This is a genomic window from Halopseudomonas nanhaiensis (genome assembly GCF_020025155.1).
Lineage (GTDB): Bacteria > Pseudomonadota > Gammaproteobacteria > Pseudomonadales > Pseudomonadaceae > Halopseudomonas > Halopseudomonas nanhaiensis.
In genome coordinates this window covers 2,804,241-2,829,102 of record NZ_CP073751.1, presented here as the reverse complement: position 1 = coordinate 2,829,102, position 24,862 = coordinate 2,804,241, and the positions used below count along the sequence as shown (strand labels likewise).

The 24,862-nt window shown below is 61.6% G+C and carries 19 protein-coding genes and 1 tRNA gene; 18 read left to right on the top strand and 2 right to left on the bottom strand.

Going from position 1 to position 24,862, the window contains the following annotated elements; translation table 11 throughout:
- The first annotated feature begins 16 nt into the window (after positions 1-16).
- The 16 genes from fabZ to KEM63_RS12780 all read left to right on the top strand — a co-directional run bounded on the left by fabZ (position 17) and on the right by KEM63_RS12780 (position 21,165).
- Positions 17-454 carry a 3-hydroxyacyl-ACP dehydratase FabZ gene (gene fabZ, locus KEM63_RS12855; protein ID WP_223652240.1) on the top strand — a complete coding sequence of 146 codons (438 nt, stop codon included), beginning with the start codon at positions 17-19 and terminating at the stop codon, positions 452-454.
- Positions 451-1,227: an acyl-ACP--UDP-N-acetylglucosamine O-acyltransferase gene (gene lpxA / locus KEM63_RS12850; protein ID WP_223652238.1), complete on the top strand. Its 777-nt coding sequence runs from the start codon at positions 451-453 to the stop codon at positions 1,225-1,227. Before fabZ ends, lpxA begins: the two co-directional genes overlap by 4 nt.
- Before the next feature lie 2 nt (positions 1,228-1,229).
- Complete coding sequence (gene lpxB, locus KEM63_RS12845; protein WP_223652236.1) at positions 1,230-2,411, top strand: lipid-A-disaccharide synthase; 1,182 nt, start codon at positions 1,230-1,232, stop codon at positions 2,409-2,411.
- Positions 2,408-3,070, top strand: a complete 663-nt coding sequence (rnhB, locus tag KEM63_RS12840) for a ribonuclease HII (protein ID WP_223652234.1) — start codon at positions 2,408-2,410, stop codon at positions 3,068-3,070. The genes lpxB and rnhB overlap by 4 nt, the downstream gene beginning before the upstream one ends.
- Positions 3,071-3,551: 481 nt before the next feature.
- Entirely contained in the window at positions 3,552-7,076 is a 3,525-nt protein-coding gene (dnaE, locus tag KEM63_RS12835) for a DNA polymerase III subunit alpha (RefSeq protein WP_223652232.1), read from the top strand.
- A 104-nt stretch (positions 7,077-7,180) separates the two neighbouring features.
- A complete protein-coding gene (gene accA, locus KEM63_RS12830) occupies positions 7,181-8,137 on the top strand; it encodes an acetyl-CoA carboxylase carboxyl transferase subunit alpha (RefSeq protein WP_223652230.1) in 957 nt (318 codons plus the stop codon).
- A gap of 2 nt (positions 8,138-8,139) precedes the next feature.
- Positions 8,140-9,465, top strand: coding sequence for a tRNA lysidine(34) synthetase TilS (gene tilS / locus KEM63_RS12825; protein ID WP_223652228.1), 1,326 nt, complete (start codon positions 8,140-8,142; stop codon positions 9,463-9,465).
- Positions 9,466-9,602: 137 nt separating this feature from the next.
- Positions 9,603-11,234, top strand: a complete 1,632-nt coding sequence (locus tag KEM63_RS12820) for a CTP synthase (protein ID WP_223652226.1) — start codon at positions 9,603-9,605, stop codon at positions 11,232-11,234.
- Between the two features lie 9 nt (positions 11,235-11,243).
- The gene (gene kdsA / locus KEM63_RS12815) at positions 11,244-12,089 is read left to right on the top strand and encodes a 3-deoxy-8-phosphooctulonate synthase (protein WP_223652224.1); all 846 of its coding nucleotides are present in this window, start codon (positions 11,244-11,246) and stop codon (positions 12,087-12,089) included.
- Between the two features lie 57 nt (positions 12,090-12,146).
- Complete coding sequence (gene eno, locus KEM63_RS12810; protein ID WP_223652222.1) at positions 12,147-13,436, top strand: phosphopyruvate hydratase; 1,290 nt, start codon at positions 12,147-12,149, stop codon at positions 13,434-13,436.
- Positions 13,437-13,566: 130 nt separating this feature from the next.
- A complete protein-coding gene (gene ftsB, locus KEM63_RS12805; RefSeq protein ID WP_223652220.1) occupies positions 13,567-13,839 on the top strand; it encodes a cell division protein FtsB in 273 nt (90 codons plus the stop codon).
- On the top strand, positions 13,836-14,531 hold the full coding sequence (ispD, locus tag KEM63_RS12800; protein WP_223652217.1) for a 2-C-methyl-D-erythritol 4-phosphate cytidylyltransferase: 696 nt from the start codon (positions 13,836-13,838) through the stop codon (positions 14,529-14,531). The genes ftsB and ispD overlap by 4 nt, the downstream gene beginning before the upstream one ends.
- Before the next feature lie 198 nt (positions 14,532-14,729).
- Entirely contained in the window at positions 14,730-15,839 is a 1,110-nt protein-coding gene (locus tag KEM63_RS12795) for a zinc-binding dehydrogenase (protein ID WP_223652215.1), read from the top strand.
- Between the two features lie 220 nt (positions 15,840-16,059).
- On the top strand, positions 16,060-16,674 hold the full coding sequence (imuA, locus tag KEM63_RS12790) for a translesion DNA synthesis-associated protein ImuA (protein ID WP_223652214.1): 615 nt from the start codon (positions 16,060-16,062) through the stop codon (positions 16,672-16,674).
- Positions 16,675-16,678: 4 nt separating this feature from the next.
- Positions 16,679-18,094, top strand: coding sequence for a Y-family DNA polymerase (locus tag KEM63_RS12785; RefSeq protein ID WP_223652211.1), 1,416 nt, complete (start codon positions 16,679-16,681; stop codon positions 18,092-18,094).
- Entirely contained in the window at positions 18,091-21,165 is a 3,075-nt protein-coding gene (locus tag KEM63_RS12780) for an error-prone DNA polymerase (protein WP_223652209.1), read from the top strand. The genes KEM63_RS12785 and KEM63_RS12780 overlap by 4 nt, the downstream gene beginning before the upstream one ends.
- On the opposite strand, the gene KEM63_RS12775 is transcribed toward KEM63_RS12780, so the two are convergent.
- Positions 21,162-22,217: an enoyl-CoA hydratase/isomerase family protein gene (locus KEM63_RS12775; protein WP_223652207.1), complete on the bottom strand. Its 1,056-nt coding sequence runs from the start codon at positions 22,215-22,217 to the stop codon at positions 21,162-21,164. The two genes, KEM63_RS12780 and KEM63_RS12775, sit on opposite strands and share 4 nt — an antisense overlap.
- Before the next feature lie 98 nt (positions 22,218-22,315).
- Positions 22,316-23,083 carry a substrate-binding periplasmic protein gene (locus tag KEM63_RS12770; protein ID WP_223652205.1) on the bottom strand — a complete coding sequence of 256 codons (768 nt, stop codon included), beginning with the start codon at positions 23,081-23,083 and terminating at the stop codon, positions 22,316-22,318.
- A 164-nt stretch (positions 23,084-23,247) separates the two neighbouring features.
- Here KEM63_RS12770 and KEM63_RS12765 point away from each other — a divergent pair.
- A tRNA-Met gene (locus tag KEM63_RS12765) sits at positions 23,248-23,324 on the top strand.
- A 338-nt stretch (positions 23,325-23,662) separates the two neighbouring features.
- On the top strand, positions 23,663-24,859 hold the full coding sequence (locus tag KEM63_RS12760; RefSeq protein WP_223652203.1) for a GGDEF domain-containing protein: 1,197 nt from the start codon (positions 23,663-23,665) through the stop codon (positions 24,857-24,859).
- Positions 24,860-24,862: the final 3 nt, after the last annotated feature.

The window sequence follows — 24,862 nt, the reverse complement described above, 5'->3', positions numbered from 1 at the left end:
CTGCAAGGCTTGCCTAATGGATATCAACGAAATCAAAGAATACCTGCCCCACCGGTACCCGTTCCTGTTGGTAGATCGGGTGGTGGAGCTGGATCTCGAGAATCGCCACATTCGTGCATACAAGAACGTGTCGGTGAACGAGCCCTTCTTCAACGGGCATTTCCCTCAGCATCCCATCATGCCCGGCGTGCTGATCATTGAAGCCATGGCTCAGGCCGCGGGTCTGCTTGGTTTCAAGATGATGAATGTCAAGCCGTCCGATGGCACCCTGTACTATTTCGTCGGTTCAGACAAGCTGCGCTTCCGTCAGCCGGTAGTGCCAGGCGACCAGCTTCAGCTCGAAGCTCGCCACCTGAGCAACAAGCGCGGCATCTGGCGCTTCTCCTGTCGAGCCATCGTCGGTACGCAGGAAGTCTGCGCCGCCGAGATCATCTGCGCGGAGCGCAAGATATGAATCGGATCCATCCTCAGGCGATCGTCGATCCGGCTGCGCGGCTGGCCGATGATGTCGAGGTCGGACCCTGGACGCTGATCGGCCCGGATGTCGAAATCGGCTCCGGCACGGTCGTCGGCCCCCACGTGGTGATCAAAGGGCCGACGACAATCGGCCAGGGCAACCGGATATTCCAGTTTGCCTCGGTCGGCGAAGACTGCCAGGACAAGAAGTACCGTGGCGAACCCACCCGCCTGGTGATTGGCGACAACAACGTCATTCGGGAAGGCTGTACGCTGCATCGCGGCACGGCACAGGACCAGGGCGTCACCACCATCGGCAGCAACAATCTGCTCATGGCCTATGTACATGTTGCCCACGACTGCGTGGTAGGTAGCAACATCATCATGGCCAACAATGCCACCATCGCGGGACATGTTCACGTCGGCGACGGCGCGATCCTTGGCGGCTACACGACGGTCCACCAGTTCTGCCGTCTTGGCGCCTGGTCGATGAGTGCGGCCAATAGCGCGGTATTCAAGGACATTCCCGCGTTTGTCATGGTGGGTGGAAATCCGGCCAGCGCGCACGGGATGAACTTCGAAGGCATGCGCCGCAGAGGCTACAGCCCGGAGCTTGTCGCTGCGCTGCGCCGCGCCTACAAGATCGTTTATCGCCAAGGCTTGACCCTTCAGGAAGCACTGGTTTCGCTGGAAGACAGCGCTGCCGAGTTCGCCGAAATTGCGCTGTATCGCGATTCCATCCTGGCGTCGACCCGCGGCATCACCCGCTAGAAATGTCCGGTCTCCAGCCCTCGTCCCGTCAATCCTTGTGTATTGCTCTGGTTGCTGGCGAAGCATCTGGCGACACACTGGGGGCGGGTCTGATGCGCGCGCTCAAGCGCGACTATCCTGATGCTCGCTTCATCGGTATAGGCGGGCCGCGGATGATCGCCGAAGGCTTGGTGAGCCAGGTGCCGATGGAGCGACTGTCAGTGATGGGGCTGGTCGAGGTGCTCGGGCGACTGCGAGAACTGCTGGCGATCCGCAAGAATCTGGTCGACTACTTCAAGCGCGAGAACCCGGACGTGTTCATCGGCATCGATGCCCCGGACTTCGTTCTGAACATTGAAAAGAGGCTGCGCGCCGAACGCATCCCCACTGTCCATTACGTCAGCCCGTCCGTCTGGGCCTGGCGCGAGAAGCGTGTGCTGGGCATCCGCGAATCCACCGATCTGATGCTTACGCTGTTCCCTTTTGAAGAAGACGTGTATCGGCGTCATGGCGTGCCGGTGCGGTGCGTCGGCCACACGCTGGCAGACCAGATTCCGCTGCAGCCCGATCGCGAGGCCGCCCGCGTCTCCCTCGGTCTGCCAGCCGACGCGCGGGTTATCGCATTGATGCCGGGCAGCCGTAACGGGGAGCTGCGCAAACTCGGCGCCCTGTTTCTGCAGACCGCGGCCTGGTGCGCTGCGCGCAGACCCGAACTGACGTTCGTCATGCCATGCGCGAATGCGGAGCGAAAGGCGCAGATGCAGGCGATCATCGCCGAGAACGACGTTGGCGTTGCTGTGCAGTTGCTTGACGGGCAGGCCCACGAAGTGCTTGCGGCCTGCGACGCGGTGCTGATCGCCTCGGGCACCGCGACGCTCGAGGCCATGCTGTTCAAGCGCCCGATGGTCGTTGCCTATCGAATGGCTGGACTGACCTTTCGTATACTCAAGCGGCTGGTCAAGGTAGGCCACGTTTCGCTGCCCAACCTGCTGGCACAGCGCGAGGTGGTGCCGGAGTTTCTGCAGGATGATGCGACCCCCCACGCGATGGGCGAGGCGTTGCTGGCTCGCCTGGACCCGTCTCCCGAACGCGAGGAAGCCCAGGCCACCTTCACCGAACTGCATCAGCTCCTGCGTCGCGATGCCGACCGGGCCGCGGCAGACGCTGTTATTGCATTGATGAAAGAGAAGGGTCGACTGGCATGAACCAGGTCATCATGGAGTGGGTGCTACCCGAAGGCGAGCTGGTCGCCGGCGTAGACGAAGTCGGCCGTGGACCGCTGTGCGGTGCGGTGGTGACCGCGGCGGTGATCCTCGATCCGCTGCGACCCATCGAGGGCCTGAATGATTCGAAAAAGCTCACCGAGGCGCGCCGTGAGGAGCTTTTCCCGATCATTCAGGAGCGCGCGATCGCCTGGTGCATCGCCCGCGCCGAGGTCGAGGAAATCGATCAGCTGAATATCCTACACGCGACCATGCTGGCCATGCAGCGCGCCGTGGCCGGGCTGTCGGTCCGTCCCGATCGGGTGTTGGTCGACGGTAACCGCTGTCCGGTTCTCCCCATGCCGAGCGAGCCAGTGATCAAGGGTGACGCGCGCGTGCCGGCAATCGCCGCAGCATCGATCCTCGCCAAGGTCGCTCGCGACCGCGAGATGTGCGAGCTGGATATGATGTATCCCGGTTACGGCTTCTCCAGCCACAAGGGCTACGCGACGCCGTTTCACCTCCAGGCGCTGTCGGAACTCGGCGCTACATCCATCCACCGCCGTTCATTCGCGCCGGTGCGGCAAGTACTGGGCCTCGACGGTCTGATAGCTGAGCCGGACGACGACGAAGTACTCGTGAAGGCCTCTCTGCTGGATTGATTCAGGCCGTTGAGGTCGCTCTGTGCTGGCAACTCAGTGCCTGGTCAGTCGCGCCGGGAGGGACAATCCGACACGCAGCAAGTACATCCATGTAGCTCGGCGATCGCATCCATGCGAGCGACGGTCGGTTTGCCCCTCCCGGCACGACTGACCCGAAACGTTAGTGTCGCTGGTTGGATCGGTTAGGCTTTGGGACTCGCACCTGCGCACAGCTGCGCAGCGACTCTCGAGTCGGATCAGCTCGCGCAGCCGGCGGGGCGGAGCAAGTCTCTGCCGCAAGGATGCGGCAGTGAAGCCCCCGGGGATGGGTTCACGGCGCCTTGCGCAGTCACGTCGGCTGCGTGGGCGTTAGGCACCGATCCTCCCGCCCGAGTCGGTATGCGGCGACATCGCCGACCATCTGCGCTTCGTTCGACTAGTCCCGTCAGTGCCTGACCGCTACAATCTCTCTCCTGCAGTTTCGCTTCAAAACAGGAATTCCATGACCGTCTCCTTCGTCCATCTGCGCGTTCACAGTGAGTATTCCCTGGTCGACGGGCTGGTTAAGATCAAGCCGCTGATCAAGGCGACTGCCGATGCCGGCATGCCGGCTGTTGCGGTAACCGATCAGAACAACATGTGCAGCCTGGTCAAGTTCTACAAGGCGGCCATGGGTGGCGGCATCAAGCCGATTTCGGGCGTCGACATCTGGCTGGTGGGCCGGGACGACGATACCCAGCTGACTCGCATGACCCTGCTGTCAATGAACAAGCGGGGCTATCGCAACCTTACCGAGCTGATTTCTCGCGGTTATACCGAAGGCCAGCGCAACGGTGTGGTCACCATCCGCCGCGAGTGGGTCGCCGAAGCCAGTGAAGGTGTCATTGCCCTGTCGGGAGCCAAGGAGGGCGAGATTGGCCAGGCGCTGCTGTCGAACAATCCGCACGAAGCGGACGCGCTGATCGAATACTGGCTGGGTGTGTTTCCGGACCGGTTCTATCTGGAGTTGCAGCGCACCAGTCGCCCGCATGACGAAGAGTACCTGCACTCTGCAGTCACACTGGCCGCGCGCTTCGACTGTCCGGTCGTCGCCACCAACGACGTGCGCTTTCTCAAGCGCGAGGATTTCGAGGCGCACGAGACGCGCGTATGCATCGGTGAGGGCCGCGCCCTTGACGACCCGAGGCGGGTGCGCCAGTACAGCGAAGAGCAGTATCTGAAAACCCCGGCGGAAATGGCTGAGCTGTTTGCCGATATCCCCGAGGCACTGGAAAACTCGGTCGAAATCGCCCGACGGTGCAGCATCGAGGTGCAGCTGGGCACGTACTTCCTGCCGGAGTTTCCGATTCCGGAAGGTCTGACCATTGAAGAGTATTTCAAACAGGTGTCCTTTGAAGGCCTTGAGCAGCGCCTGAAGATCATCCTGCCGCCCGATTCGCCGGACTACGAATCCAGGCGTAAGGTGTACGTCGATCGCCTGAATTTCGAGCTCGATATCATCAATCAGATGGGCTTCCCCGGCTACTTCCTGATCGTCATGGACTTCATCAAATGGGCCAAGGGTAACGGCGTGCCGGTGGGTCCGGGCCGGGGGTCAGGTGCCGGCTCACTGGTCGCCTATTCGCTGCTGATCACCGATCTTGATCCGCTGGCCTACGACCTGCTGTTCGAGCGCTTCCTCAATCCGGAACGGGTATCGATGCCCGACTTCGATATCGACTTCTGCATGGAAGGCCGCGACCGGGTGATCGACTACGTCGCGGAAGCCTACGGGCGCAACGCGGTATCGCAGATCATCACCTTCGGCACCATGGCGGCCAAGGCTGTGGTACGTGACGTCGCGCGCGTGCAGGGCAAGTCCTACGGTCTGGCGGACAAGCTGTCGAAGATGATCCCCTTCGAAGTGGGCATGACGCTCGCCAAGGCCCATGAGCAGGAAGAGCTGCTGCGCGAATTCCTTGCCGTCGACGAGGAAGCCCAGGAAATCTGGGACATGGCGCGCAAGCTCGAAGGTATTACGCGTAACGTCGGCAAACACGCCGGTGGGGTGGTGATCGCGCCGACCAAGCTGACCGATTTCGCGCCGCTGTATTGCGACGAAGCCGGTGCCGGCCTGGTGACCCAGTTCGACAAGGACGACGTCGAGGCGGCAGGCCTGGTGAAGTTCGACTTCCTCGGCCTGCGTACGCTGACGATCATCGATTGGGCCATGGATACGATCAACCGCGAGCAGGCCAAGAAGGGCCTGGATCCGTTGAATATCGACTTCATTCCGCTGGATGACGCGCCCACGTATCAAATGCTGCAGAGAGCAGAAACCACAGCGGTCTTCCAGCTCGAATCGCGTGGGATGAAGGAGCTGATCAAGAAGCTCAAGCCGGACTGCCTGGAAGACCTGATTGCACTGGTTGCCCTGTTCCGCCCGGGGCCGCTGCAGTCGGGCATGGTTGACGACTTCATCAACCGCAAGCACGGACGCGAGATCGTCTCCTACCCGCACCCGAATTATCAGTATGCAGGCCTTGAGCCGGTGCTCAAGCCCACCTACGGCATTATCCTGTATCAGGAACAGGTCATGCAGATCGCCCAGGTGATGGCCGGCTACACGCTCGGCGGGGCGGACATGCTGCGCCGCGCCATGGGTAAGAAGAAGCCCGAAGAGATGGCCAAGCAGCGGGCGATCTTCCTCGAGGGCTGTCAGAACAACGGGATCGATGCCGATCTGGCGGGCAATATCTTCGATCTGGTAGAAAAATTCGCCGGCTACGGCTTCAACAAGTCGCACTCGGCCGCCTATGGTCTGGTGTCATACCAGACCGCCTGGCTCAAGGCGCATCATCCTGCACCCTTCATGGCAGCGGTACTGTCTGCCGACATGCACAACACCGACAAGGTGGTGACGCTCATCGAAGAGTGTCGCAGCATGAAACTGCGCATCAAGGCGCCGGATGTGAACGTGTCAGAGTTCAAGTTCACCGTCGATGACGCCGGGGACGTGGTCTATGGCCTGGGTGCGATCAAGGGCGTTGGCGAAGGCCCGGTGGAGACCATTGTCGAGACGCGGCAGGCGGGTGGACCTTTCAACGACCTGTTCGACTTCTGTGCCCGGGTCGATCTCAAGCGGATCAACAAGCGGGTGATGGAGGCGCTGATCCGCAGTGGCGCGCTGGATCGCCTGGGACCCTTCTTCGACGAAGAGCAGCAGGCGTATCTCAAGCAGGTCGATCGCAACCGTGCAGCGCTCGCTGCTGCAATGGAGGAGGCGATGGCCTCGGCCGAGCAGACCGCGCGCAGCGCCGACAGCGGCCACGATGACCTGTTTGGCGATCTGCTCGGCCCCTCGACTGACCGTGATGTGTTCGAAAGCTACCGCCGGGTGCGCGAATGGTCCTTCAAGGAACGGTTGCGCGGCGAGAAGGAAACCCTGGGGCTATACCTGACCGGCCACCCGATCGACGAGTACGAAAAGGAGATCCGCCGCTTCGCCAGGCAACGCATCATCGATCTGAAGCCGTCGCGCGAGGGCCAGACGATCGCCGGGCTGGTATTCGACCTGCGGGTAATGAAAAGCAAACGCGGCGACAAGGTGGGTTTCGTCACCCTCGATGATCGATCGGCGCGGATAGAGGTCTCACTATTCGCCGATGCGTTTCAGGCCGCGCAGAGTCTTCTCCAGAAGGACGCGTTGCTGGTGGTCGAAGGAGAGGTGGCGCAGGATGACTTTTCCGGCGGACTGCGCATGCGTGCCAAACGGGTCATGAGCCTCGAGGAGGCACGTACCAGCCTGCTCGACAGCGTACGGATCAGTATGGACACCGTTCGCCATGGTCCGGACTGCCTGGCGCAGATCGCCGGGCTGCTGCGCAAGCATCGCGGCGGGTGCGCGGTTACGATCGACGTGACGCGCCCGGATGCGACCGCGCTGCTGCGTCTTGGCGAGGAATGGCGCGTGGAGCCGGCTGATGAGCTGGTCCAGAGTCTGCGTGACCAGCTCGGCAAAGACAGCGTCTCCTTGCACTACAGATGACTGCTACCCCGGGACCGCTTGCTCGACGCAGGCTGCTCAATCCCGTAAGGTAATCACCAAAAATTGGATGCCCCGAGCGGGCGCCCCGCGGATGATGGACGCTTATGAGCAAGAGTCAGAAGTATTTGGAGTTCGAACAGCCGATCGCAGACCTGCAGGCCAAGATCGAGGAACTGCGCCTGGTCGGGACCGACAATTCGCTGAATATCGGCGATGAGATCACCCGACTGGAAGACAAGAGCCGTTCCCTCACCGAAAGCATCTTCTCCAATCTGTCGAGCTGGCAGGTTGCGCAAATGGCCCGTCATCCGCAGCGCCCCTACACGCTCGACTATATCCGACACATCTTTACCGATTTTGAAGAGATGCACGGCGACCGTCATTTCGCCGACGATGCGGCGATCGTCGGCGGCATGGCGCGCCTCGATGGCCGCCCTGTCATGGTCATTGGTCATCAGAAGGGCCGTGACGTAAAGGAGAAGGTGCGCCGCAACTTCGGCATGCCCAAGCCGGAAGGCTACCGCAAGGCCTGCCGCCTCATGCAACTGGCCGAACGGTTCAAGATGCCGGTGGTGACCTTCATCGATACGCCCGGTGCCTATCCTGGCATTGATGCGGAAGAGCGCGGACAGAGCGAGGCGATCGCCTGGAACCTGCAGATCATGTCGCGGCTGAAGACGCCCATCATCTCCACGGTCATTGGTGAAGGCGGGTCCGGCGGCGCGCTGGCTATCGGCGTATGCGACCGTCTGATGATGCTTGAATATTCCACCTACTCGGTGATCTCGCCCGAAGGCTGTGCGTCCATCCTGTGGAAGAAATCCGAGAAGGCTGCTGATGCGGCCGAAGCCATGGGTATCACCGCTGGCCGGCTCAAGGAGCTGGGCCTGGTCGACCAGCTCATCTCCGAGCCCCTGGGCGGCGCTCATCGTGACCCGAAGGAAACGGCGGCACGCATCAAGGCCCAATTGCTCGAGCAACTGAGCTCGCTCGACGAACATGACGCCGATTCGCTGCTCGACTCGCGCTACGAGCGCCTGATGGCCTTCGGTATCAAGTAATCATGTTCGACCCGCAGGCGCTGCTCGACAGGCTGGCGCCCTGCATGGACGCCCCAGCCTGGCGGCTGGGGTTGTCCGGTGGCATGGACTCCATGGTCCTGCTCCACGCGCTCTCCATTCTGCGTGACTCGGTCGAGTTGCCACCTCTCTCAGCTATTCATGTTCATCATGGCCTGCACCCTGACGCCGATCGATGGGCGACGCAGTGCGCCGAGGCGTGTGATCGTGCTGGCGTTGCGCTGCGCACCGAACGCGTGACCGTTGCTCCGGGCGCGAGTATCGAGAATGCCGCCCGCGAGGCGCGCTACCAGGCGTTCGAATCGGTTATCGGGACAGGCGAGGTATTGCTGCTTGCGCATCACCGGGACGATCAGGTCGAAACGATTGTCTTCCGACTGTTGCGAGGCACAGGGCTACGCGGGTTGACCGGTATGCCGGCAGGGCGGGCGCTGGGGGGCGGCCGGCTGTACAGGCCATTGCTGGCGTGGTCACGCGCCGATCTGCTGCGATGGGCGCATCACCATGCACTGACGTGGGTTGATGATCCCGCCAACGGCGATCCGCGGTTTGCACGCACCGCGTTGCGCCACGAGGTTCTGCCGGGCATGCGTCAGCGATGGCCGATGGTCGACGGGAGTCTCATCCGTCTGGCGGAACATGCCGAGCAGGCGCTCGAACTGCTCGACGAGCGTGCGGAGGAAGATCTCCAGCGCGTGGCGGCGCGTCACAGCGATCAGTGGCTGGCAGGCTGGCCGGCGTTGTGCGTCGCAGAGCTGCTGCGACTGAGCGGCCCGCGGCGTGTCAACCTGCTGCGCTTCTGGCTCGACCGACATCACTGCAGGCTGCCCGACCAGCGCCGGCTCCGTGAGCTCATCGAGCAACTCGGTGCGCGGACTGACGCTCAGCCGCAAGTACTGCTCGACGGATACCGTCTTGTACGCGAATCAGGCTCCCTGTGGCTGCTGCCCGAGGTTCTGCCCCTCCCGATGGCACAGGTGATCGAACCGGCTGCGAGCGTGGATCTGGCCGGCAACGGACGGTTGGTCTTCACCGCCGCTGCCGGTGGGCTGGGGCGTGGGGTGGGGCGCTGGGAGGTTCGCTATCGCGAAGGTGGCGAATCCATCAAGCCTGCGCACAGACCTCACCAGAGCCTCAAGCGCCTGCTGCAGGAGGCCGCCATTCCCGCCTGGCTGCGTGCGCGCGTGCCGTTGCTATACTGCGATGGCCGTCTGGTGTCGGTCGGTGGGCGCTGGCAGGACGAGGCGGCATGCATCGGTGCGGATGACACCGGCTGGCAGGTGCGGTGGGAGCCTGGGGTGTCGGGTTAGAGACGGTTTCAGCCGGGCTTTGCGATTGAGCAAACCGGGGTCCTCTGGTATTCTGGCTTCCCATCTTGACGAGACTTTGGTCTCCCTTCGATTCCTCTGCGGCCGGCGGTCGCCTAACAGTCAATCTACGGGTTTTTATGACGCGCTACATCTTCGTCACGGGTGGTGTTGTATCTTCATTGGGCAAGGGTATCGCCTCGGCATCGCTGGCAGCGATCCTTGAAGCGCGCGGCCTGAAAGTCACCATGCTCAAGCTGGATCCGTACATCAACGTCGATCCGGGCACCATGAGCCCGTTCCAGCATGGTGAGGTGTTCGTCACCCACGATGGCGCCGAAACCGATCTCGATCTTGGCCACTACGAGCGCTTCGTCAAGGCGACGATGAGCCGGGCCAACAACTTCACCGCCGGTCGTGTCTACGAGCACGTGCTGCGCAAGGAGCGCCGCGGTGACTACCTGGGCGCGACCATCCAGGTCATTCCGCACATCACCGACGAGATCAAGAGCCGCATCATCAAGGGTGCAGGCGACGCTGATGTGGCGCTGGTGGAAATCGGCGGCACCGTAGGCGATATCGAGTCGCAGCCGTTCCTCGAGGCGATCCGCCAGTTGCGTGTGGAAGTCGGCGCGCGCCGCGCGATGCTCATGCACCTGACGCTGGTGCCGTACATTGCCACCGCCGGCGAGACCAAGACCAAGCCGACGCAGCACTCGGTCAAGGAACTGCGTTCCATCGGTCTGCAGCCTGACGTGCTGATCTGCCGTTCCGATCATCCGATCGACCTGTCCTCGCGCCGCAAGATCGCGCTCTTCACCAACGTGGAAGAGCGCGCGGTCATCGGCCTGGAAGACGTCGACACCATCTACCGCATTCCCTCGGTCCTGCACGCGCAGGGTCTGGACGACTTCGTCGTCGAGCGTTTCGGTCTGGAGTGTTCGCAGGCGGATCTGTCCGAATGGGACCGCGTGGTCGACGCCAAGCTGTACCCGGAGAAGGAAGTGACCATCGCCATGGTCGGCAAGTACATGGAGTTGCTGGACGCCTACAAGTCGCTGATCGAGGCGCTCAGCCATGCCGGTATCCAGAGCCGCACGAAGGTCAATGTGCGCTATATCGATTCCGAAGATATCGAGCAGAAAGGCCTCGAGCTGCTGGAAGGCGTCGACGCCATTCTGGTGCCGGGCGGCTTCGGTCTGCGCGGTGTCGAGGGCAAGATCGCCACGGTGCGCTATGCCCGCGAGAACAAGATTCCATACCTTGGCATTTGTCTGGGTATGCAGGTTGCAGTCATCGAATACGCGCGCGATGTACTCGGCTGGGCGGACGCCAACTCGACCGAATTCGACAAGACCAGCACGCATCCGGTGGTGGGCCTGATTACCGAATGGCAGACCGCTTCGGGTCAAATGGAGCAGCGTTCGGAAGACTCGGATCTCGGCGGGACCATGCGGCTCGGTGCGCAGGAATGTGCCTTGACCGCCGGTTCACGCGCGCATGACTGCTACGGTCAGGATGTTATCGTCGAGCGTCATCGCCACCGCTATGAGGTCAACAACAACCTGTTGCCCGATCTCGAAGCGGGTGGACTGAAAATTACCGGTCGTTCGGTAGACGGTGCGCTGGTCGAGATGGTCGAAGTGGCCGACCACCCGTGGTTTGTCGCGTGCCAGTTTCACCCGGAGTTCACTTCCACGCCGCGTTATGGGCATCCGCTGTTCAGCGGCTTCGTGAATGCCGCCATTGCCCAGCGTGCCGTCAAGGCCTGAGGACCAGCAATGACCCAGAAGACCATCACCGTTGGCGACATCCAGATCGCCAACGACAAGCCGTTCGTGCTGTTCGGAGGCATGAACGTGCTGGAGAGCCGCGATCTTGCGATGCAGATCTGCGAGACCTATGTCGAGATTACGAGCAAGCTGGGCATTCCTTACGTGTTCAAGGCCAGCTTCGACAAGGCCAATCGCTCTTCCATCAGTTCGTTCCGTGGACCGGGCATGGAAGCAGGCCTGCGCATCTTCGAAGAGATCAAGCAGACCTTCAACGTACCGGTGATCACCGATGTGCACGAACCGCATCAGGCTGCTCCGGTGGCCGAGGTTTGCGACATCATTCAGCTGCCTGCCTTTCTCTCGCGCCAGACTGATCTGGTGGTGGCCATGGCCAAAACCGGTGCCGCGATCAATATCAAGAAGGCCCAGTTTCTCGCTCCCCAGGAAATGAAGCACATCCTCACCAAGTGCGTTGATGCCGGAAACGACCGACTGATCCTTTGTGAGCGGGGTTCGAGCTTCGGCTACAACAACCTGGTGGTCGACATGCTCGGCTTCGGCATCATGAAGCAGATGGGCTATCCGGTGTTCTTCGATGTGACCCACGCTTTGCAGATGCCCGGCGGGCGCAGTGACTCGGCCGGCGGCCGTCGCGCTCAGGTCACTGATCTGGCCAAGGCAGGCATGAGTCAGGGGCTGGCAGGCCTGTTCCTTGAAGCGCATCCCGATCCGGACAACGCCAAATGCGATGGCCCCTGTGCGCTGCCTCTGAACAAGCTCGAACCGTTCCTCTCGCAGCTCAAGCAACTGGATGATCTGGTCAAGGGATTCCCGACGCTCGAAACCGCGTGAACTTGTCGCGTCGGACCTGATCTACTTTCGGACGATTCATATGGAGATAGCATAATCATGGCAAAGATCATCGACATCAAGGGACGTGAGGTCCTCGATTCGCGCGGCAACCCGACCGTCGAAGCGGATGTGATTCTGGATGGCAATATTATCGGCAGCGCCTGCGCCCCGTCCGGCGCCTCGACTGGCTCGCGTGAAGCGCTTGAGCTGCGCGATGGCGACAAGAGTCGCTATATGGGCAAGGGTGTACTCAAGGCCGTGGCCAACATCAACGGTCCGATCCGTGAGCTGCTGATGGGCAAGGATGTGACCGATCAGGTCGCACTCGACCGCGCCATGATCGAACTCGACGGTACCGAGAACAAGGCCAAGCTCGGCGCCAATGCCATTCTCGCCGTGTCGCTGGCTGCCGCCAAGGCCGCCGCCCAGTCCAAGGGCATCCCGCTGTATGCACACATTGCCGATCTGAATGGCACGCCCGGCCAGTACAGCATGCCGGTGCCGATGATGAACATCATCAACGGTGGCGAACACGCTGACAACAATGTGGATATCCAGGAGTTCATGGTCCAGCCGGTTGGCGCCAAGACCTTTGCCGATGCGCTGCGCATGGGTGCTGAAATCTTCCATCACCTCAAGGCGGTCCTCAAGGCCCGTGGTCTGAGCACCTCGGTTGGCGATGAAGGTGGCTTCGCGCCGAACCTCTCGTCCAACGAGGATGCGCTGGGCGCCATCGCCGAAGCCGTGGCCAACGCTGGCTACACGCTGGGCGGCGACGTCACCCTGGCGCTGGACTGCGCATCCAGCGAGTTCTACAAGGACGGCAAGTACGACCTGGCCGGTGAGGGCAAGGTGTTCGACGCGGCCGGCTTCGCGGATTACCTGGCTGGTTTGACGCAGCGCTACCCGATCATCTCCATCGAAGACGGCATGGATGAGTCTGACTGGAACGGCTGGAAAGTGCTCACCGACAAGATCGGTGAGAAGGTTCAGCTGGTTGGTGACGATCTGTTCGTCACCAACACCAAGATCCTCAAGGAAGGGATCGACAAGAGCATCGGGAACTCGATTCTGATCAAGTTCAACCAGATCGGCTCGCTGACCGAGACCCTCGAAGCCATCCAGATGGCCAAGAAGGCTGGCTACACTGCCGTGATCTCGCACCGTTCCGGTGAGACCGAAGACAGCACCATCGCCGATCTGGCGGTAGGTACCGCCGCCGGTCAGATCAAGACTGGTTCGCTGTGCCGTTCCGACCGCGTTTCCAAGTACAACCAGCTGCTGCGCATCGAAGAGCAACTGGCCGGGCAAGCCCCGTACAAGGGGCGAGCCGAGTTCCGCGGCTAAGCCACAGTTGCGTTCCGGTTCAACAAGGCGCGCCGCCAGTCGGCGCGCTTTTTCGTTGGGACGTGGCAATTGGCTTGCGCGCCGATTAGTATCTGCTCACTGAATCGCTGCCCGCTGGAGGCTGGACGTTGTGAAATGGCTCTGGATTGCCGCCCTGGTTTTGCTGGCTGGCCTGCAATACCGCCTATGGGTAGGCGAGGGCAGCTTCGCCCATGTCGCTCAGCTCAAGCAGCAGATCGCTGAACAGCAGCAGGAAAACGAGCAGCTGCTCGAGCGTAATCAGGTGCTCACTGCAGAAGTGCTGGAGCTCAAGCAGGGCCTGGAAACCATCGAAGAACGTGCCCGCCGCGAACTCGGCATGGTGCGCGAAGGCGAAACCCTGTTCCAGCTCAGCAACGAATGACGGCGTCGCCTTCATTCTGGGTCGTGATCCCCGCCGCCGGTGTCGGCGCGCGGATGAACGCCGATCGGCCCAAGCAGTATCTCCCCCTGGGTGGTCGCACCCTGATCGAACACACCCTCGACTGTTTTCTTGATCACCCAGGCCTGCGCGGCCTGGTCGTCAGCCTGTCGGCAACGGACGGTTACTGGCCGACCCTGGCTTGCGCGGCGGACACGCGCATCCAGCGTGCTGCCGGCGGTGCCGAGCGAGCCGACTCGGTGCTCGCCGGCCTTGAGCGGCTGTCGACGCTGGGCGCCGCACCTGAAGATTGGGTACTGGTGCACGACGCGGCGCGACCCAACCTGGCTCGTGCCGATCTGTCGCGGCTACTGGCGTCCCTGGTAGACGACCCGGTTGGCGGTCTCCTGGCGGTTCCGGTCCGCGATACGCTGAAAAAGGCCGGGCCGGATGGCCGGGTAACGGCCACCCCGGACCGCAGTCTGTTCTGGCAGGCCTACACGCCGCAGATGTTCCGCCTTGGGATGCTACACGACGCGCTGAAACGGGGGCTTGCCGCTGGTATCGCGATTACCGACGAAGCGTCGGCCATCGAATGGGCGGGTCATGCCCCAAGATTGATTGAGGGGCGAGCCGACAACATCAAAGTGACGCGGCCAGAAGATCTCGACTGGCTGGCCAGTCTGCTGCGCTGAGCTAGCCGTCGCTACCTGCGCTTCGTCATACCGCCATTCACTGCCTGGTTCGTGCAAAAAAGCCGATCGCGCCAGTAGAGAGACAATTTGAAGTACCATACCGCGGCGCGACCTGAGTTATCATCGTCTTCATCAGGCGATCGCTGAGACGCTGGTTTCAACCGATCGGCTAGCGAGCTAACAAAAGAGGAGAAAAGCATGAGCCGTCAGGCAAAAGCCGTGGTTTGCCGTGAATGGGGTCAGCCCGTTCAGGTAGAGACCATCACCGTCGATGGGCCCAAGCGGGGTGAAGTCACCATCAAGGTCGCTGCATGTGGTGTGTGCCACAGCGATCATTCGGCAACGACCGGCAAGATTCAGTACCCACCGCCGCTGGTTCTGGGCCATGAAGCCGCCGGTGTGGTGGTGGAAGTCGGCGAGGGCGTGACCGAGTTGAAGGAAGGCGACTACGTCGTCAGTACCTTCATCACCATGTGCGGCAAATGCCGTAACTGTGTTCGCGGCCGCCCGGTCCTCTGTGAAAATGCTCGCAAGTCTCTGGTTACTCTGCCCGATGGCACGGTTCGCACCCACGGCAAGGATGGCGAAGACCTCAACGTGTTCGGTGCCTGCGGCGTAATGGCAGAATACGCGACCATGCACGTGGACAACTGTGTGAAGATCGAGGAAGGCGTGCCCATGTCCAGCGCAGCGCTGGTTGGCTGCGCAGTGATTACCGGCGTCGGTTCGGTGTTCAACACTGCACAGCTTGAGCCCGGTTCGCGAGCCGTGGTGTTCGGCATCGGCGGTGTGGGTCTGAACGTGATCCAGGGTTGCGTCACTGCCGGGGCCGAAATGGTCATTGCCGTGGACACCAACGAGTCGAAACTGGAAATGGCCAAGGAGTTCGGCGCCACCCACACCATTAACATCAAGGATGTGGAAGACGTCAGCAAGGCGATCAAGAAGCTCAGCGGTGGTGGTGTCGACTACGCGTTCGAATGTGTGGGTAACGGCAAGGTCGTCGAGCAGGCCTACAAGGCACTGGGCCGCGCCGGCACGGTCGTTGTCGTCGGCGTGGCAGACATGCAGGACAAGACCTCCTTCAATACCTTTTCGCTGCCGGCTGACGAGCGCACCATCAAGGGTAGCTGGCTGGGTTCGGCACGGCCGCAGTACGATTTCCCAAAGATTCTCAATCTGTACAAGGCCAATCGTCTCAAGCTTGACGAGCTGGTGACCAAGACCTACAGCATCGACGACGCTCCCCAGGCGTTCCAGGACATGCTGGACGGCAAGAACGCCCGGGGCGTGATCGTTTTCGAATAACCCGGGTTTACGCTGCTGTATCGACGGGTACCGGACCGCTGTCCGGTACCCGTTTTTTATTGGCGCTCCGCAGTCCTGCTTCTTTAGCCTTCCTCTCATCTGTCACCGATTGACCCGCGCCTGCCGAATGATATGCTGTATGTATATACAGTATAAAGGCGGTATGTATGCTTCTTTTCATTGATATCCCGTTTCCTGCGCACCCCGGCGTTCATTGATCATGGGCTCGGTTGTCGCACTCGAAACGCTTTTGGATGAACGGCGCGTCTGGCGTGGTCAGGCGCTGGCCGAACCTGCCGGCGTACAGCCGACCGGTCATGCCGTGCTCGATCAGGCGCTCCCGGCGGGAGGCTGGCCCGAGGCAGCGCTGAGCGAGATTCTGCTGCCCGCTGAAGGTGTCGGTGAGCTTCAACTGCTGTGGCCTACGCTGGCGCGGCTGACGCAGGCCCGAGAGCGCATCGTTCTGGTAGCACCGCCGCATATCCCATTCCCCTGGGCCTGGCAGGTGGCCGGAATCGATCTGCGCTGGATGAACATCATTCGCTGCAGTGCTCGGGAGGCCCTCTGGGCCACCGAACAGTGTCTGCGCTCGGGCAGTTGCGGAGCGGTGGTGTGCTGGCCGGAAAGAGCCGATGACCGTTCATTGCGCCGATTGCAGGTAGCCGCCGAAACCGGTCAGACGCTGGCTTTTGCCTACCGTCCGGTTGGCGAAGCGGTGAATGCTTCTCCGGCAGCCCTGCGTCTGGTCTTCGATGGGCCAGGACAGGTACGGGTGCTCAAGTGCCGGGGTGGCCTGGCGCCGGCTCGCTCCATTTCGCTTGTAGCGGGGCGGTAATGCCATGCGCTGGGCCTGTATTCTCCTGCCTCAATTGGCGATGGACGCCGCGCTGCGTGGCCGCGAGGATCCCGATGCCCCGCTGGCGCTGATTACCGGCCCGGCACAGCGCCGGGTGCTGCAGGCAGTCAACGCAGCTGCCCGTGAACTGGGTCTGCGACCGGGGCAGACGCTCACCGCGGCGCATGCGCTGACGCGCAGCTTCAGCACCGCCGAATACGACGTGGCGCAGATCGACCATTGGCACCGCTTTCTCGCCGCCTGGGCTTACCGGTTCAGTTCGCATGTAAGCCTGGATTATCCCCGTGCGCTGCTACTCGAGGTCGAGTCCAGTTTCAGCCTGTTTGGCCCCTGGCCGCGCTTCGAAGCGCGGTTGCGTGAAGAATTGACCAGCCTGGGGTTCCGTCACCGCATTGTTGTGGCGCCCAATCCGGCCGCTGCACGTTTTCTGACCAACGTACATGACGGGCTCGCCGTAGCGGATCGACAGACGCTCGGGGCGATCCTGGGCAGCATGCCGGTCTCGCGCTGCGGATTCGATCGCGACACGGCAACAGCTTTTGAGCGCATGGGGCTGCGACGCTTCAGGCAATTGCTGGACTTGCCGCGGGACAGCCTGGCTCGACGCTTTCCCCGAGAAGTCCTTCAGCATATCGATACCCTGCTGGGTGATCGCGCCCTGGTGCTCGGCTGTTATGCGCCCCCGGATGAATTCGACCAGCGCATCGAGCTCAATTTCGATGTGGAGTCCCATCAGGCATTGCTGTTTCCCTTGCGCCGCTTGACTGGTGATCTGGCGGCCTTTCTGGCTGGTCGGGACAGCGGCGTACAACGCTTCATCCTGTCACTGGAGCACCGGGAAGGCCCCGATAGTGATGTGCCGGTCGGTCTGCTCGGCGCCGAGCGCGATCCGTCCATGCTATTCGAATTGGCTCGAGGGCGCTTCGAACAGTTGCAGATTCCCGGCCCGACTCAGGCGTTGCGGCTGGTGGCCCGTGACCTGCCGGCCTTTGTTCCGGAGCACCGCGAACTGTTCGAGGAGCGTCCGCAGCAGTCGGTGCCCTGGGAACAACTGCGTGAACGGTTGCGAGCGCGGCTGGGTGACGAGGCGGTGCAGGGCGTTCATGCCCTGGCTGACTATCGACCCGAAGCCGCATGGCGCATGGCCGCAGTCGGACATGTCGGCAAATCGGCCGGGCTGCCGCCACGACCGGGCTGGCTGCTGCGCGAGCCCATCGTCCTGCACGAGTTTCTTCCGCGTGTGCTGGCCGGACCTGAGCGTATCGAGTCTGGCTGGTGGGATGGGTGCGACGTGCGCCGCGACTATTACCTGGTACAAACCCGCGACGGCCAGTTGGCCTGGGCCTATAGCTGCGTCGACCAGCCGGGGCGACTGATGTTGCATGGGTGGTTCGCATGAGCGGTTACGCTGAATTGCACTGTCTGTCGAATTTCAGCTTCCAGCGTGGCGCATCGAGTGCCGAGGAGCTGTTCAAACGCGCCGCTCAGCACGGTTACCGCGCTCTGGGCATAACCGATGAATGCACTTTGAGCGGCATCGTGCGCGCCTGGCAGGCGTCAAAGGAAACAGGCGTGCCGCTGATCATCGGCAGTGAAATGCGTATCGAGCACGGGCCCAGGCTGGTCCTGCTGGTGGAAAACATCGACGGTTACCACAGTCTCTGCCGCCTGATTACCCTGGCTCGCCGGCGCACGGTCAAGGGTGAGTATCGGGTGCTGCGCGAAGACCTGGACGGTGCGTGCAAGGGTCTGATGGCCCTGTGGTTGCCCGATTCGCCGGACGATGATGCGACCGGTGAATGGCTCAGGGACCTGTTCGGTGTCCGGTTGTGGCTCGCCATTGAATTGCATTGTGGAGCGGATGACGCCGAGCGTTTGCGTGGCTTGCAGACGCTGGCGCAGCGTCTGGGGCTGCCGGCTGTCGCCAGTGGTGATGTCCATATGCACGCGCGCGGCCGCCGTGCCCTGCAGGACACCATGACCGCCATTCGTCATCACTGCACAGTGGCCGAAGCCGGCTACCGGCTGTATGCCAATGGTGAACGACATCTACGCAGCATCGACAGACTCTCGGGCATCTATCCCCCGGAGCTGCTCGCAGAAACCCTGCGCATTGCCAAGCGCTGCCAGTTCGATCTTGGCCAGCTCAAGTATCAGTATCCGCATGAGCTGGTCCCGGTTGGCCACAGCCCCAGTAGCTGGCTGCGTGAGCTGACTGAGCAGGGTGCGCGCTGGCGCTGGTCAGAGGGGATCACCGAACAGGCTCGGGAACAGATCGAGAAGGAGCTGAGCCTGATCGCCGAGATGGGTTATGAAAGCTACTTTCTCACCGTGCATGACATCGTGCGCTACGCCCGCGAGCAGGCGATTCTGTGTCAGGGTCGCGGTTCCGCGGCCAATTCCGCTGTGTGCTACGCACTGGGCATCACCGAGATCGACCCGTCACGTTCGAGCCTGTTGTTCGAGCGCTTTCTGTCCAAGGAACGTAACGAGCCGCCGGATATCGACGTCGACTTCGAGCATGACCGCCGTGAAGAGGTCATTCAGTACATCTTCCGCCGCTACGGTCGACAACGCGCTGCACTGACGGCGGTGGTCAGCAGTTATCACGCTGCCGGTGCGCTGCGCGATGTGGGCAAGGCACTGGGCCTGCCACCTGATCAGATCAACGCCCTGGCCAAGTGTGCAGGTAAATGGACCGACCGTTTGCCTTCACCGGAGCGCTTGATCGAGGCCGGGTTTGATCCGGAAAGTCCTATCCTGCATCGGGTCATGGTGCTTGCAGGGGAGCTGGTCGGCTTTCCCCGGCACCTGTCGCAACATCCCGGTGGATTCGTGATTTCCGAACAACCACTGGAAACCCTGGTGCCGGTGGAAAATGCGGCAATGGCCGATCGCACCATCATCCAGTGGGACAAGGATGACCTGGACCTGGTCGGCCTGCTCAAGGTGGATATTCTCGCCCTGGGCATGCTCAGCGCCATCCGTCGTACGTTCGATCTGGTTCGCGATTACCGAGGACGCGAGTTGACGCTGGCGACCATCCCCGCTAAGGACTCGGCAACCTTCGACATGATTGGCAAGGCCGATACCGTTGGGGTATTCCAGATCGAGTCGCGAGCGCAGATGGCCATGCTTCCGCGGATGAAGCCGCGAACCTTCTACGATCTGGTCATCCAGGTCGCGATTGTGCGGCCCGGGCCTATACAGGGCGACATGGTGCATCCGTATCTGCGTCGTCGAAATGGCGAAGAGCCAATCAGCTATCCCTCCGACGCCCTGAAACGCGTGTTCGAACGAACGCTGGGCGTGCCACTGTTCCAGGAGCAGGTGATGGCGTTGGCAATCGTGGCTGCCGATTACACGCCAGGGGAGGCTGATCAGCTGCGTCGCTCGATGGCCGCCTGGAAGCGCCACGGCGGGTTGGAGCCGCACAAGCTGCGGTTGACCGAAGGCATGCTCAGAAACGGCTACACGCTGGAGTTTGCAGAAAAGATCTTCGAACAGATACGTGGGTTCGGCAGTTACGGCTTCCCTGAGTCACACGCGGCAAGCTTCGCCCTGCTGACCTATGCCAGTTGCTGGCTCAAGTGTCATGAACCGGTGGCCTTCGCCTGCGCCCTCATAAACAGCTGGCCAATGGGCTTCTACAGTCCTGACCAGATTCTTCAGGATTTGCGCCGGCACAACCTCGAGACATTGGCGGTCGATGTGCGATACAGCGACTGGGACTGCTCGCTGGAGCCCGGGCAGGGCGAGCAACCTGCCTTGCGCATGGGGCTGCGGATGATAAGGGGGCTGCGCGAGGAGGCTGGTCGTAGTATCGAAAGTGCGCGCCAGGATGGCCCATACCAGAGCGTCGCAGACCTGGATCGGCGGGCGGGGCTCGACGCACGTAGCCGGGAATTGCTTGCCGACGCCGATGCTCTGCGCGGGTTGGCCGGGCATCGGCATCAGGCCCGCTGGGCCACGGCCGGTATCGAGCCGCAGCTGGCACTGTTCGAGGGCATCGATTCGCCGACCGAAGCGGCTGTCGCACTGCCGGTACCCAGCGTGGCGGAAGATATGCAGGCTGACTACGCGACCGTGGGCACGACGCTGGGTCCTCATCCTCTCGCACTGTTGCGTCCGCAACTCGCGGCAAGGCGCTGCCGAAGTTCGCGCGAACTGTCCGACATCGAACATGGGCGCTATATCCGGGTTGCCGGTCTGGCGATTGGCCGACAGCGCCCGGGCACCGCCACGGGCGTCATCTTCGTCACGCTGGAAGATGAGTTCGGTATGGTCAACGTCATCGTCTGGGCTGATCTGGGGGAGCGCCAGCGCAAGGAGCTGATCGGTTCACGTCTGCTCGAGATTCATGGTCGACTGGAAACGAAGGAGGGCGTCACCCACCTGATCGCCGGGCGTCTGGTCGATCTGACGCCCATGCTGATTGGGCTGGATGTGCGCAGCCGGGACTTTCGCTAGGGGGCGAACCCTTCGAAGAAATCGGCAACCATACCCGGCTCCAGCAGGTCGATGCTGGGCACTCTCCAGCGCGGTTGCCTGTCCTTGTCGACCAGCAATGCGCGAACCCCCTCGGCGATGTCACCGTGCTCGAACCATTGCCGGTCCAGATACAGCTCAAGTGCAAAACAGCCTTCGAGATGCAGCTGCCTGCCGCGCCGCAACAGCTCGAGCGTGACAGCCATGGCAAGCGGTGAACGGGTTTCCATAAGTGCCAGTGTTTGCTGCGCCCAATCGCGCCAGGCGGGATTTTGTTCCTTTCCGAGTGAGTCGCGGATGCTGCGCAGATCGCCAGCTGAAAAATGACGATCAATAGCGGGCCGCAGCGGCTGCAACGCATACCCGGGCTGCAACCCCATCTCGTGCAACTGGGCTTCAAACATTGAAAATACCTGGTCCGAGCCATTGAAGCCGGCCAGCGCCTTCTCGACGGCGCCCAGCCCGTCGTCGTCCACGACAATATCGAGAAGCCCTGCATATCGGGCGTCCGCAGCGCTCAGTTGGGTGCCGGTCACTCCCAGATAGATGCCGAGAGCCCCGGGCAGCCGCGACAGAAAATAGCTGGCGCCAACATCTGGGAAAAAGCCGATGCCGGTTTCCGGCATCCCCAGTCGCGAGCGTTGCGTAGCGATGGTCAGAGCACCCTGTGCCAGACCCATGCCACCGCCGAGCACATAACCGTCGAGCAAGGCTACAACCGGTTTGGGATACCGGTGAATCAACTGATCAAGGGCATACTCTTCAGTGAAGAAGGTTTCTGCAGCGGCCTTATCCCCGGCCAGATAGCTATGGTAAAGCGCTCGCACGTCGCCACCGACCGAGAAGGCCCGGTCCCCACTGGCACGCAGTACCACAACTCGCACGTCCTCGTCGGATAGCCACAGATCCAGCTGTGCCCGCAACAGACGCACCATGTCGAGATTCAGGGCGTTCAGCCCTTCGGGACGATTCAGCGTCAGATAGCCGATGCGGTGACGAATTTCCGCAAGCACTGGCGATTGTGTACCACTCATACCGACTCCACTCATGCCGATCCCTGGCAGGAGCCGGACTCCCGCGTCCGGCTCCGCTTTATGATGACCTAACGCAGACAGGAAAAACGCGCGAATGCTCAGCGCTGCATGGGCTCACTGACGAGCGGTACGCGGAAGATCTCTTCCAGTTCACCTGACTCGCGCAGGGTATCCAGCGCGGCGCGCAGTTTCGGCCCGTAGTCCGGCCGCGAGGCCATACGCTGCATGTAAAGATGCCCGGCGAGCCCGCTGGTATAGACCCGTATGCGGAAATGCGAAGGGTCGATGCCCTGTGCAAGAAAGGTGTGATAGAGCAATACGTCGCTACTCAGGAACGCGTCAAGCCGGCCCGCAGCGAGCATCTGCAGCGCCTGATCGAGATTGTGCGTGGCAATCTTGATCATGCCCTGATCTTCCTCGAAGACTTCGCCGTAATAGGTCCCGCGGATGTACCCGACCGGTCGGCCTGCAAGTGCCTCGAAGGACAGCGTACCGGTGGAGTCTGCCGGCGCGACCAGAAACATGTTGCTGCGCAGCACTTCGCCCAACGGGGTGGCGAAGTCATCCAGAGTGGGGTTTTCGAACAGCACGGTGAAATCGCCGTGTCCCAGGCGAAACTCGTGACGCAAGCGCTGATGCGGCAGGATACGGTTGTGCAACGGAACCCCGGCCACTTCGGTCAACCGCTCGGCCAGGGTGTGCAGCAACCCGGCCGGTTGGCCTCGCTCATCGAGGTAGGCCCAGGGCCACACATCGGCCGACATGAAGCGCGCCGCCTCGTCGTTCACCTCGCGCACCTGAGCCAGGCTTGGCAGAGGTACCAGTGCGGCGATCAGGGCGGGAAGAAGGAACCGGAAAAAAGACATTATGGGCAACTGGCTATCAATGTGCCGCCAGTATACTCATTTTGTTTCCCGGTTGAATTGATGCGCTATCCGGTGAACGGACCGCCCGTCGGATCAGACGAAAAAATGTTTTCGCATCAATCGCTTGACAGCTCACCTGCAATCCGTAGAATTGCGACCTCTGACGCGGGGTGGAGCAGTCTGGTAGCTCGTCGGGCTCATAACCCGAAGGTCGTAGGTTCAAATCCTGCCCCCGCAACCACATTCGAGAAAACCCCGCACTGCCATGCAGTGCGGGGTTTTTTTACGTCTGCTTCACGCGGCGTTGTTCACCATGTGACGCTTTTGCACGGCGTGGCGAAGAATCCGCTGTAACCCACGCCCCGTGCCCGCTTGCGGCAGCAGGGTCTCTGTGTCATCGTCCGGAAATGATGCGTGCCGAGGCCGCCGGGCGGCAGCGCGTGTCATCGGTCGGGCGAAGCGGACGGTTGTTGACTGATGTCATATTAAAATCATTGCCCCTGCGATATAGTCCGCCAGACAGAACAATAAAAAACGAAGCACTTCCGGTGCGTTAGTGAAACGGGGAGGGACAACCTCTTGGAGACACCCTACGAACGATTCGCGCTGTCGGCCTGGCGCGGCGAGTTTCGGGACCCCGCTGAAGAGCGAGCCTACCGCAAGCACGTCGAACCGGCAGCAGCCAGACATCTGCGCACATCAGTCACGGTCTGGGCCTCCCTGTTGCTGCTGTTCGGATCACTCGACTTTCTTGCGTTGGGCTTGAGCAGTGGGTTTGTGCAGTTGATGGCGGCGCGTGGCATCAGTGCTGCTTTGTTGCTGCTGCTGGCCTGGCGGCTCAAATACAACCCGCACTGGGCCACGTCCGGCTACGCTGTGACGATTCTGGAAATTGTCGGATTCACGCTGTTCTTCCTCATCTACTTCGTACGGCCCGATATCATCATCTGGAACATCGGCGTCACGCTGATTCTTCTGCTGTGTCTGTATATCTTCATACCAAACCGCGTCGTGCTGTCCAATGTGGCCGCAGGATTCGGGATTGTTGGCACCCTGGTATGCGTCAGGCTCACTGGCGCCGACGCTGCCAAGATCATATCCCTGTTCATTCTGCTCTGCCTGCCAACCACGGTCGGCATGATTGCCGCCCTGCGTCTGCAGATGGTGCAGCGCCGCCAGTTCGCATTGCACACCGAAATGGTCGAAATCAACGCCTCGCTGCAAGAGGAGATAGAGCGGCGCGAAGCGCTGGAAGTCGAGTTACAGAAGCAGGCCACCACTGATCCCCTGACCGGGTTGTTCAACCGCCGTCAATATGAACTGCTGTTCAACCGGGAACGCGAGCGGAGCCGGCGCCTGGGTACTGAGTTGTCGCTCTGCGTGCTGGATCTCGACCACTTCAAGCAGATCAACGATCTGCACGGTCACGACGTGGGGGATCAGGTGCTGCGACACGTCGCAGCCCTGTTCGGGCAGACCCTGCGTCAGACCGACATCATCGGCCGGTTCGGTGGCGAAGAGTTCATTCTGCTGCTGCCCGAAACGAGTCTGGAACAGAGCGAGCGCCTGATCGATCGTCTGCGTCAGCGGCTCGAAGGCGCACCGCTGGAGACCGACGAGCAGACCATTCGTATCACCGCGACCTTTGGTTTGACCGCGGTTCAGGATGAGGACAAGACCATCGAAGACATCGTCAAGCGCGCCGACAGGGCTCTCTACCTGGGCAAGCAGAGCGGCAGAAACCGAGTGGTAACGGCAGACCATGGCGACCAGTGAAAG

Excerpts from the sequence above, each read along its gene's own strand:
- fabZ (WP_223652240.1), top strand. The coding sequence starts at position 17 with ATGGATATCAACGAAATCAAAGAATACCTGCCCCACCGGTACCCGTTC.
- lpxA (WP_223652238.1), top strand. The coding sequence starts at position 451 with ATGAATCGGATCCATCCTCAGGCGATCGTCGATCCGGCTGCGCGGCTG.
- lpxB (WP_223652236.1), top strand. The coding sequence starts at position 1,230 with ATGTCCGGTCTCCAGCCCTCGTCCCGTCAATCCTTGTGTATTGCTCTG.
- rnhB (WP_223652234.1), top strand. The coding sequence starts at position 2,408 with ATGAACCAGGTCATCATGGAGTGGGTGCTACCCGAAGGCGAGCTGGTC.
- dnaE (WP_223652232.1), top strand. The coding sequence starts at position 3,552 with ATGACCGTCTCCTTCGTCCATCTGCGCGTTCACAGTGAGTATTCCCTG.
- accA (WP_223652230.1), top strand. The coding sequence starts at position 7,181 with ATGAGCAAGAGTCAGAAGTATTTGGAGTTCGAACAGCCGATCGCAGAC.
- tilS (WP_223652228.1), top strand. The coding sequence starts at position 8,140 with ATGTTCGACCCGCAGGCGCTGCTCGACAGGCTGGCGCCCTGCATGGAC.
- KEM63_RS12820 (WP_223652226.1), top strand. The coding sequence starts at position 9,603 with ATGACGCGCTACATCTTCGTCACGGGTGGTGTTGTATCTTCATTGGGC.
- kdsA (WP_223652224.1), top strand. The coding sequence starts at position 11,244 with ATGACCCAGAAGACCATCACCGTTGGCGACATCCAGATCGCCAACGAC.
- eno (WP_223652222.1), top strand. The coding sequence starts at position 12,147 with ATGGCAAAGATCATCGACATCAAGGGACGTGAGGTCCTCGATTCGCGC.
- ispD (WP_223652217.1), top strand. The coding sequence starts at position 13,836 with ATGACGGCGTCGCCTTCATTCTGGGTCGTGATCCCCGCCGCCGGTGTC.
- KEM63_RS12795 (WP_223652215.1), top strand. The coding sequence starts at position 14,730 with ATGAGCCGTCAGGCAAAAGCCGTGGTTTGCCGTGAATGGGGTCAGCCC.
- imuA (WP_223652214.1), top strand. The coding sequence starts at position 16,060 with ATGGGCTCGGTTGTCGCACTCGAAACGCTTTTGGATGAACGGCGCGTC.
- KEM63_RS12785 (WP_223652211.1), top strand. The coding sequence starts at position 16,679 with ATGCGCTGGGCCTGTATTCTCCTGCCTCAATTGGCGATGGACGCCGCG.
- KEM63_RS12780 (WP_223652209.1), top strand. The coding sequence starts at position 18,091 with ATGAGCGGTTACGCTGAATTGCACTGTCTGTCGAATTTCAGCTTCCAG.
- KEM63_RS12775 (WP_223652207.1), bottom strand. The coding sequence starts at position 22,217 with ATGAGTGGTACACAATCGCCAGTGCTTGCGGAAATTCGTCACCGCATC.
- KEM63_RS12770 (WP_223652205.1), bottom strand. The coding sequence starts at position 23,083 with ATGTCTTTTTTCCGGTTCCTTCTTCCCGCCCTGATCGCCGCACTGGTA.